The 8,951-nt window shown below is 63.4% G+C and carries 9 protein-coding genes and 1 pseudogene; 5 read left to right on the top strand and 5 right to left on the bottom strand.

What is annotated here, in order from left to right; genetic code table 11:
* Positions 1–110: 110 nt before the first annotated feature.
* The 5 genes from K7H91_RS17695 to K7H91_RS17675 form a co-directional block, all read right to left on the bottom strand.
* The gene (locus tag K7H91_RS17695; protein ID WP_230721554.1) at positions 111–1,634 is read right to left on the bottom strand and encodes a tripartite tricarboxylate transporter permease; all 1,524 of its coding nucleotides are present in this window, start codon (positions 1,632–1,634) and stop codon (positions 111–113) included.
* Positions 1,635–1,644: 10 nt separating this feature from the next.
* Positions 1,645–2,076 (bottom strand): tripartite tricarboxylate transporter TctB family protein, encoded by a 432-nt coding sequence (locus tag K7H91_RS17690; RefSeq protein ID WP_230721553.1) that lies wholly within the window; start codon positions 2,074–2,076, stop codon positions 1,645–1,647.
* A gap of 20 nt (positions 2,077–2,096) precedes the next feature.
* Entirely contained in the window at positions 2,097–3,044 is a 948-nt protein-coding gene (locus K7H91_RS17685) for a tripartite tricarboxylate transporter substrate binding protein (RefSeq protein ID WP_230721552.1), read from the bottom strand.
* Between the two features lie 131 nt (positions 3,045–3,175).
* Positions 3,176–4,243, bottom strand: coding sequence for an alpha/beta hydrolase (locus K7H91_RS17680; RefSeq protein WP_230721551.1), 1,068 nt, complete (start codon positions 4,241–4,243; stop codon positions 3,176–3,178).
* A gap of 28 nt (positions 4,244–4,271) precedes the next feature.
* Entirely contained in the window at positions 4,272–4,721 is a 450-nt protein-coding gene (locus tag K7H91_RS17675) for a MaoC family dehydratase (RefSeq protein WP_230721550.1), read from the bottom strand.
* A gap of 155 nt (positions 4,722–4,876) precedes the next feature.
* Here K7H91_RS17675 and K7H91_RS17670 point away from each other — a divergent pair, with 155 nt between their 5' ends.
* The 5 genes and pseudogenes from K7H91_RS17670 to K7H91_RS17650 all read left to right on the top strand — a co-directional run bounded on the left by K7H91_RS17670 (position 4,877) and on the right by K7H91_RS17650 (position 8,951).
* Positions 4,877–6,301: an aldehyde dehydrogenase family protein gene (locus K7H91_RS17670; protein WP_230721549.1), complete on the top strand. Its 1,425-nt coding sequence runs from the start codon at positions 4,877–4,879 to the stop codon at positions 6,299–6,301.
* A 25-nt stretch (positions 6,302–6,326) separates the two neighbouring features.
* Positions 6,327–6,947: a nuclear transport factor 2 family protein gene (locus K7H91_RS17665; protein ID WP_230721548.1), complete on the top strand. Its 621-nt coding sequence runs from the start codon at positions 6,327–6,329 to the stop codon at positions 6,945–6,947.
* A 63-nt stretch (positions 6,948–7,010) separates the two neighbouring features.
* A complete protein-coding gene (locus K7H91_RS17660; protein ID WP_230721547.1) occupies positions 7,011–7,259 on the top strand; it encodes a ribbon-helix-helix domain-containing protein in 249 nt (82 codons plus the stop codon).
* 34 nt (positions 7,260–7,293) lie between these two features.
* Positions 7,294–7,533: pseudogene (locus K7H91_RS17655) on the top strand (type II toxin-antitoxin system RelE/ParE family toxin); the annotation flags it as partial.
* 275 nt (positions 7,534–7,808) lie between these two features.
* The gene (locus K7H91_RS17650) at positions 7,809–8,951 is read left to right on the top strand and encodes a TAXI family TRAP transporter solute-binding subunit (protein ID WP_230721545.1); all 1,143 of its coding nucleotides are present in this window, start codon (positions 7,809–7,811) and stop codon (positions 8,949–8,951) included.

Raw genomic sequence — 8,951 nt, 5'->3', positions numbered from 1 at the left:
CAGAGACCAAACCATCAAACAGAGTTGATGACGCCGAGTTTAAGGACAGCTCTGTCTACAAACTGACGGACGCGCTGAGGAAACTCTGAGCGCGACCGCGACCCGGCCGTTCAGTCCTCGACCGGCTCCGGTTCCGGCCTGGGCTTCCTCTTGCGCGGCCCCAGATAGACGATCGAAACCACCGAGAGCGCCAAGAGCACGAGCGCGATTGGATGCTGGAACACGACCATCGGGTCGCCGCGGCTGATCAGGATGGACTGGACCATCTTCGATTCCAGCTCCGGCGTCAGCACATAGCCGATGATGAAGGCGACCACCGAAAAGCCGAAACGCTGCATGAAATAGCCGAGCACGCCGAAGGCGAGCATGATGTAGACGCCGAACATCGAACCGGCGGTGACATAGGCCCCGGTGATGCACAGAAGCAGCGCCGCCGGATAGACCACCGAATTGGGCGCGGCGATCGCCATCGACCAGATTCGCATGCCGACCTGGCCGACGCCGAGATTGCAGAAATTGGCAATCAGCATCGCCCCGAACAGGCCGTAGATCAGCCGTCCCTGCTCCTCGAACAGCAGCGGTCCGGGCTGTACGCCGTGGATGATGAAGGCGCTGACCAGAAGGGCGGCCGCGATATTGCCGGGAATGCCGAGCGTCAGGAGCGGGATCAGATTTGCGCCGACCACCGCCGAATTGGCGGCCTCCGACGCCGCGATGCCGCGCGGATCGCCCTTGCCGAAGCTTTCCGGGTCCTTCGCCGCCTGTTTGGTGACCGAATAGGACAGAAATCCTGCCGTCGCGGAGCCGAGCCCCGGGATCGCGCCGATCACGGTCCCGATCACGAAGGCGCGGATCGCGACATATTTGTTGGCGAGCAGCTCGGTCAGGGTGACGCCCCTGTCCTCCGGATCATCGGAACGCACCCGGATCGGCGAGGCCGTGCTGGTCGCCCGCGTGGTCGCGGCGATCTGACGGAAGATCTCGGAAACGGCAAGCAGCCCGATCGACATCGCCGTCAGCGGCAGGCCATCATAGAGATCGAGCGAGCCGAAGGTGAAGCGCGGCGTGCCGAGCCCCGGATCGATACCGACCGAGGCGAACAGAAAGCCGAGCGCCGCCGCCATCAACCCCTTCACCATCGAATTGCCGACAAGGCCGGTGATCACCGTGAAGGCGAGGATCATCAGCGCGGTGATCTCGATAGGTCCCATGCGGAGCGCCACCAAAGCGAGTGGCGCGGAGATGGTGATCAGCACGATGTCGCTCGAAATGTCGCCGAAGACCGAGTAATAGAGCGAATATTTCATCGCCTTCATCGGCCGGCCCTTTTTGGCCATCGGATGCCCGTCCAGCGCGGTCGCCGCCGATTCCGGCGTGCCGGGCGTATTGATCAGGATCGCCGGGATCGCGCCGCCGACCGTGCCGCCCTTGTTGACGGAAATCAGGAAGGCCAGCGCCGTCAGCGTGTCGAGCGTATAGGTAAGCGGGATGGCGATAGCGAGCGCCATCAGGAGCGTCATGCCGGGAATCGCGCCGACGATCTGGCCGACGGCGACGCCGAGGATGATATAGAGAATATTGGTGAGCGTGAGCGCGTCCGTCAGCCCGCCGATAATGGTTGCGAAATCAGGCATCAGAGCGCTCTCAGAACGGAATTGCGGGCAGCGGGCGGCCCATGACGATGACGAAGACGAACCATGTGCCGACCGGCACGGCGGCGATGGTTGCCGCAAGCCAGGCATAGCGCCGCTCGAACATGAAGGCGCAGATCACCGCCATCAGCGCCACCGCCGACGGCAGGAAGCCGATCCGCGGCATGGCGAGCGCCGCCACAAGCACGGCGACGGTGAGACCGACGAGACGGGCAAACTCGTAACCGTCGAACCCGGCCGCCTCGCGCGGCTTCATGACGAGCTGCACCGCGCCGAGCAGGATGAACAGCCAGGCCGCGATCCTTGGAAACAGCGACGGGTCGATCGGCCCGGCGCTGGCGGTCACCTGATCGGGGATCAGGTAAAAGAGAAGGAAACCGCCGAAGATGATGGCGGCTCCCCCGATCAGACGTTCAAACTGCATGCTGCCGGACCTTTCCCGCGTCACTTGCCGAGATAGGTCTTGTAGAACTGAGCGTTCTTGGCAATCCGCTCGGTGGTTGCCTCCGGCCCGAGGTTGAGCGGCTCGTTTTCAAGCCTCGTCATCAACTCGCCATAGCTTTCGGAATCGACCGCCTCGTCGAGCGCTTCCTCCAGGCAGGTCCGGATCGCCGGGTCGACGCCCTTGGGGATCATGAAGATCGTCTGCCCCTCGATCGTGGCATCGAGCCCGACCTCCACCAGCGAGGGCGAATCCGGTGCGTAGGGCACGCGCGCATCGGTGAGCGAGGCGAGCTGGTTCATCGCGCCGGCCTTGATCTGCTGCACATGCTGGGTGCCCTGCGTGGTCGCGTCCACATGGCCGCCAAGGGTCGATTGCAGCGCGTCGGCAGCGCCCTTGCTCGGCACCGCGATCAGGTTGACATCGTAATGCTTGGCCATCTGGTCGACGAGGATTTCCTGGCTCTTGCCGCCGACCGCAATGGTCGCGCCATTGTTTTCCTTGGCATAGGCAATGAATTCCTCGAGGTTCTGGTAGGGCCGGTCGACCAGGGCGACGAGGCCGTAATTGATCTGCATTGCCGTGCCCAGATAGTCGAAGCTTTCATAGGTATAAGGCGTGTCGTCATTCTCGTAGGGGTTCAGCGCCACCGTCCCGGTCGCGCCGACGCCGATCGCATAACCGTCGGGCTTCATGTTCATCAGCATGGCCGACATCACGCCGCCGCCGGCCCCCGGCTTGTTGTCGACGACGACCGTCCAGCCCTGGCTCTCCTCGATTTCGGCCGCGATCGCCCGCGCGATTGCATCCGTGCCGCCGCCGGCGCCATAGCCCACCAGCATCTGGATCGGCTTTTCCGGAAAGCCATCCGGGCAGCTTGCCGCATAGGCCCCGCTTGCCGTCATTGCGGAAATGCCAAGCACGATCGTGCTGAAAATTCTGGTTTTCATGATTTTCTCCTCCATTGCGGACGGCTGGGCTCCATCCCCGAAGCCCGCGCCGCCCTTCACCTGTTCCTGCCTAACAAGCCGCCCTGTTCAGGCATACCGCGAGAGACAAGCGTTTCGCCAGACGAAATATCTCAGCATTCCAGAAAGGCTTCCATTGCGCCGAGCATCGCATCGCGCCCGCGTTCCGGCCGGTCGAACAGAATGTAGTGCGTGGTGTTTTCCGGCTGCCAGTACAACACTTCCTCGGCGTTGATCAGGTCCGCCGCCAGCGCATCCATATCATCCTTCTGGCTCAGCGTATCGAATTCCGGACGCACGATCATGACGCGCGCATAGACCTGGCTGGCGTCGACCAGCTTGTGGCCGATGCCCATCAGGAACAGGTCTTCCAGCATGCCGTTGGGGCTGCGATAAGTCGGCGGATCGCGGTCCTTCGCGGTCGGATCACCGTCGATCAGCGCCTGTTCGAAGGCCTTGACGATCGCCGGGTCGCGCCAGGCGGTCTTGTCCGCGATCGGGATCTGACGGTCCCATTCGCGCGTCAGCATGCCGACGGCGTTGAAGGTGTAATTGCCGAAATGCGCCCGGTTGAAATGCCCGGGCCGCGACGGATCCTCCCATTGCGAGCCATGGCAGAACTTCGGGTGGTTGCCGGCCGCGCCATACATCATCACGTAGAGCACGAGATGGCTGACCTTTTCCGGGTTGAGCGCCGCATAGGCCATGACGCAGGTGCCGCCGACGCCCCAGCCGAACATGCCGACCCTGTCGTGCCCGCTCGTGTCACACAGATGGTCGACGGCGGCGTCGAGATCGCGCGTCAGTTCCAGCGTGCGGTAAAGCGGCCTCGTCTTTGCCGGCGGCGCCTCCATTTCGGGCGGGCGCTCGGACCGGCCGAAACCGCGGCCATCGACGATGTAGCAGCGATGCCCTCTTCTGGCGAGGTCTTCGGCAAGCGACCCGTTCGGCACATCAAGATCATATTCCGAAAGCCCGGGAATGCGGGTGCCATGCATCAGGATCATCGGCACGGCCCGGTCGGGGGCGCCCTCGTCCGCCACCTCGCGGATCGCGATCCTCACGCCGTCGCGCGTCGTTACGAAAAAATCCCTGCGGCTGATCTCGCCCACCATGCATCCTCCCTTGTTGCTGCGTCGTTCATAGGCGAGGAAGGCGCCGGGCGCATCCCCTGCCGCCATCGCGTTTCGTCAGCCGGAAAGCGGCGCCCTACCCGGCATTGCGCGCGGGCACCTGACCGAGGGAGGTATAGGTCATCACCGTCTCGCCATCCTGGTTGGTCATCGTCACTTTGGTGCGGATGCGGCCATATTCCGGGCGTTTCTCATGCCTTGAGGTTTCCACGACCTCTCGGGTTACGGTCAGTTGATCGCCGGGCTTCACCGGCCTGCGCCAGCGCAACTCGTCGATGCCGAGGCCGACCATCGGGGTCTCGCCATATCCGCCCGCCTCGACGAACAGGCGCATGGTAAGGGCCGCAAGCTGCCAGCCGCTGGCGATCAGCGAACCGAACCGGCCCTTGGCCGCAGCTTCCGGATCGGTATGCATCGGCTGCGGATCATATTCGCCGGCAAAGCGGATGATATCGGCCTCCGACAGGGAAATGGTCTTGCTGGTCCAGGTCTCGCCGACCTCGAAATCCTCGAAATAGCGCCGCATGCGGTCCTCCTTTTTTGCGATGATGTTCTAGATAGCCTCGCGACGCCAGGCAAAACAGCGCGCCCCTCATTTCGGCAGACGAAATACGACAGCGCCCCGATTGCGGCCCGGACGGTTGCGGCTACAGTCGCTGCTGCCGACTGAGGGAGGAAATCATGGACGCGCTGGAAATCTACATCGACGGACACTGGGTGAAGCCTGACGGCGCGCGCGAGATGGCGATCATCAACCCGGCCGACGAGCGCCAGATCGGCCGTGTGGCGCTCGGCTCCGCCGCCGATGTCGATCGCGCGGTCACCGCCGCGCGCCGCGCCTTCGACGCCTGGTCCGCGACCACCCGCGCGGAACGGCTGGAAGCGTTGCGCCGCGTCGTCGATGGTTTTCGGGCGCGGCTGCCGGAACTCGCCCGGCTGATGACGATGGAAATGGGCGTGCCGATCACGTTTTCCACCGAACGGCAGGCGACGGTGGCTCTGTTTCACTTCGAGGAGGCGATCCGGGTTCTTGAGACCTATGCATTCGAGCGCCCCGAGCCGACCGGCATCATCCGGCGCGAGCCGATCGGCGTCTGCGGCATGATCACGCCGTGGAACTGGCCGCTGAACCAGATGGCCTCCAAGATCGCGCCGGCACTCGCCACCGGCTGCACCATGGTGCTGAAGCCGAGCGAGATCGCGCCGCTGAGCGCAAGGGCGCTCGCCGAGATCATCGACGCGGCCGGCGTGCCCGCAGGCGTCTTCAATCTCGTCCAGGGCGACGGACCGACCGTCGGCGAGGCGATCGCAAGCCATCCGGAGGTCGACATGGTCTCGATCACCGGTTCGGCCGGCGCGGGCATCCGCGTCGCAAAGCTTGCCGCCGACACGATCAAGCGCGTGGCGCAGGAGCTTGGCGGCAAGTCCGCCAACATCATCCTGCCCGATGCCGACATGGCGAAGGCCGTCGCCGCCGGCGTCCATGCCTGCAACACCAATGCCGGCCAGAACTGCCAGTCGCCGACCCGCATGCTGGTGCCGCGCGTAAACCGCGACGAGGCGATCGCGGCCGCCCGCGGCGCGATCGATACGATCGTGCTCGGCGATCCGATGGACCCGAAGACCACGATGGGCCCTCTGGTGAGCCAGTCCCAGTTCGACAAGGTGCAGGCGCTGATCGCCTCCGGCATCGATGAGGGCGCGACGCTGGTCGCAGGCGGGCCCGGCCGCCCGGCCACCGCCAATGCCGGCTATTTCGTGCGCCCGACGGTGTTCGCCGACGTGACGCCGGAGATGCGGATCGCGCGCGAGGAGATTTTCGGCCCGGTGCTGTCGATGATGTTCTACGACAGCGAGGACGAGGCGGTCGCGATCGCCAACGACACGCCCTTCGGCCTCGCCGGCTTCGTGCAGTCGCCCGATCCCGAACGCGCGCGCAAGATCGCCAACCGCATCCGCGCCGGCCGGGTCTATTATAATGGCGCGCCGTTCGACCGGTCGCTGCCCTTCGGCGGCTACAAACAATCCGGCAATGGTCGTGAATTCGGCCTTGCCGGCTTCGAGGAATATCTGGAAACCAAGGCGCTGGTCGGCTTTACGGCCTGACCGATGCGCTAACGCGGAGGACAACATGCAGCCCGAAACCGAACGACGCCTGATGGAGATGCTGGAGCGCGAGGAACTTTTCGATCTCGTCCGCCGGGAACGTTTCGCCCGTGATCAGGGGCGGTTCGACGTGATGCGCGAATGCTTTCACGATGACGCCTATGTGCGCACCAGCTGGTATGACGGCAAGGGCGGGGCCGCCTATGTCGATTCCAGCCGCGCCTTCATGCAGAAGGTGCGCGGCGGCAAGCACTGGGTGTTTCCAGCCTATGCCCGCATCAACGGCGACAGGGCGACCGTGGAAAGCCCGGCGATGATCTTCAACCGCGCGAAACTTGAGGACATCGCGGTCGATTTCCACGTGTTCTGCCGCTTCTTCTCGCGCTGCGTGCGCGAGGACGGACGCTGGAAGATCATGAGTTTCGAAGTCCTGTTCGAGCGCGACGTCATGAGCGCGATGAACCCGCGCGAGGCGCTGCCGATCGACTGGGACAGACTGGAGAGCTATCGCCCGAGCTACTGTTTCCTCTCCTATCTCCAGGGCAGCCGCGGCATCACCGTCAACCAGAACCTGCTCGGCGACGACCGCCCCGAGGAGCTGGCCGCCTTTCACGAGGGCGAGGAGGCGTGGCTTGCATCAAAGTGATTGGAGCTGATGCAGATATGATGTAAAATTGCATCATATTTGCATCAACCGGAGATCAATCGCATGGCGACCCGCGCGAGCCTTTCCATTACGGAGCCTAATGAGAAATGGATTCAGGAGCAGATTAACAGCCGCGAATTCTCAAGCCGCAGCGAGGTGATCAATGATCTCATCCGCAAGGCGCGCGAAGTGGAAGCAATTCGGGCACGGCTTATTGAATCCGAACTATCAGCCGCCGCCAAGGGCTGGGTGACAACTTCACGCGATACGATGCTGGAGCAGTTCAAGGCGCGCAGCGATGGGGAGCTTTAGGCTCGCTCCCCATGCGGAGTAAGACCTATACCGGCTCTGGCGCTACGGCGTGACCCAATGGGGACAGCGCGCCGCCGATAAATATCATGCTGAACTGTTTGCGCGATTTGAAGCGATCGCAGCCAGTCCTCTCGCCCATCCCTCTGTCGACTTCATCCGCGAGGGATATCGCCGGGCGATCCATAAATCAGACAGCATCTACTATCGGACCAGAGGAGAAGACGTCGAGATCATGGCAATCATAGGAAGGCAGGATCTCGACAACTGGCTTTAACGGGCTCCGAATGATGCGGACGCTTCTGCAACAATCCTCCTGCACTTAATCTCAATAATCCAACGATCAGCGGCTCTTCGGGCCGCTTTTTTGGTGCGACCGCATCATCGTCATCTCCGGCAAAGGGCGATGCTCCCATTTCGGCAGACGAAACGCCTTTGGATTGAAATATCCCCGAAACACAAGTCATCCTAATTTCAGCGCGGGACGGCAGACGGGCCGCGATGCGCTGGTCGTGCCGAGGAGTCAGCCAGAATGTTGAGGAGGAAAGACCAATGAGATTATTTGCGCGCATGGCGCTCGGCGCACTCTGCCTGGTGGCTGGCGGTGCTGTCGCCGCCGATGACACCGTGACCCTGCCGAAGACGCTGGTCTGGACCAGTTTCGACACCGGCAGTCTTGGCTACAACCAGTCGATCGCGGTCGGCAAGGCGCTGGAAGATGCCTATGGCATTTCGCTGCGCGTGCTGCCGGCCTCCACCGACCTTTCACGCATCGCGCCGGCGCGCGAGGGCCGGGTGCCGTTCGCGCTGGCCGGGAGCGATGCCTTCTATGCCTTCGAGGGTGTGTTGAGCTATGCCACGCCCGGTCTCGGCCCGCAGAAACTGACGGCCGTCGATCTGGCGGGCGCCGATAACGGCGTCGCCATGGGGGTTGCCGAGAATGGCGACATCAACTCGATCCAGGACCTGAAGGGCAAGAAGATCGGCTGGGTGGTGAGCTCGCCCTCGCTTCAGTCCAATGTCCGGGCGTTTCTGGCCTTCGGCGGCCTTACCGTCGATGATGTCGAGCTTGTCGATCAGCCGAGCTATGGCGGCGCCTGGCAGGCATTCACCAGCGGCCAGATCGACGCGATGACGGCCGTGACCTCCGGCAGCGGCGTTCTGGAACAGGCGGCGGCCTCGCCGCAGGGCCTCAAATGGCTGGCGATGCCGTTCTCCGACAAGGAAGGGTGGGAGCGCCTGCAGGCCGTCAACCCGCACTTCACCCAGCGCAAGGCAACCGTCGGCGTTCATATCGACGAGGAGCATCCGCTGGAATGCGCGGGCGTGCCCTATCCGGCGCTGATCACCTACACAGCCCCTGAAGACCTGGTCTACAACGTCACCAAGGCGATCGACCTGCAGGCTCCGGTCTATTCCAAGATGCAGTCGGGAACGTCCGGCTGGGCTGCGGACCGGCAGGTGTTCGACTGGGTCGTGCCGTATAATGCGGGCGCCATCGAATACTACAAGGAAGCCGGCGTCTGGACCGACGAAATCCAGAAGCACAATGACGACCTCGTTGCCCGCGGCAAGGTGCTTCAGGATGCCTGGGCGACCATGGAAGGCGAAAGCGGCGACGGTTTTGCCGAGAAGTGGATGCAGGTGCGCGCCGATGCGCTGGAAGCAGCGGGCTTCCCGGCCTATTTCAGGTAA

This window comes from Martelella mediterranea, assembly GCF_021021415.1.
GTDB lineage: Bacteria > Pseudomonadota > Alphaproteobacteria > Rhizobiales > Rhizobiaceae > Martelella > Martelella mediterranea_C.
Note: the sequence above shows the minus strand (reverse complement) of the source record. Positions and strands in the feature narration are given on the sequence as shown.

Bases quoted from the DNA above. Each gene is read 5' to 3' on its own strand.
- K7H91_RS17660 (WP_230721547.1), top strand. From the start codon at position 7,011: ATGGCGACCCGCGCGAGCCTTTCCATTACGGAGCCTAATGAGAAATGG.
- K7H91_RS17670 (WP_230721549.1), top strand. From the start codon at position 4,877: ATGGACGCGCTGGAAATCTACATCGACGGACACTGGGTGAAGCCTGAC.
- K7H91_RS17695 (WP_230721554.1), bottom strand. From the start codon at position 1,634: ATGCCTGATTTCGCAACCATTATCGGCGGGCTGACGGACGCGCTCACG.
- K7H91_RS17685 (WP_230721552.1), bottom strand. From the start codon at position 3,044: ATGAAAACCAGAATTTTCAGCACGATCGTGCTTGGCATTTCCGCAATG.
- K7H91_RS17675 (WP_230721550.1), bottom strand. From the start codon at position 4,721: ATGCGGCGCTATTTCGAGGATTTCGAGGTCGGCGAGACCTGGACCAGC.
- K7H91_RS17690 (WP_230721553.1), bottom strand. From the start codon at position 2,076: ATGCAGTTTGAACGTCTGATCGGGGGAGCCGCCATCATCTTCGGCGGT.
- K7H91_RS17650 (WP_230721545.1), top strand. From the start codon at position 7,809: ATGAGATTATTTGCGCGCATGGCGCTCGGCGCACTCTGCCTGGTGGCT.
- K7H91_RS17665 (WP_230721548.1), top strand. From the start codon at position 6,327: ATGCAGCCCGAAACCGAACGACGCCTGATGGAGATGCTGGAGCGCGAG.
- K7H91_RS17680 (WP_230721551.1), bottom strand. From the start codon at position 4,243: ATGGCGGCAGGGGATGCGCCCGGCGCCTTCCTCGCCTATGAACGACGC.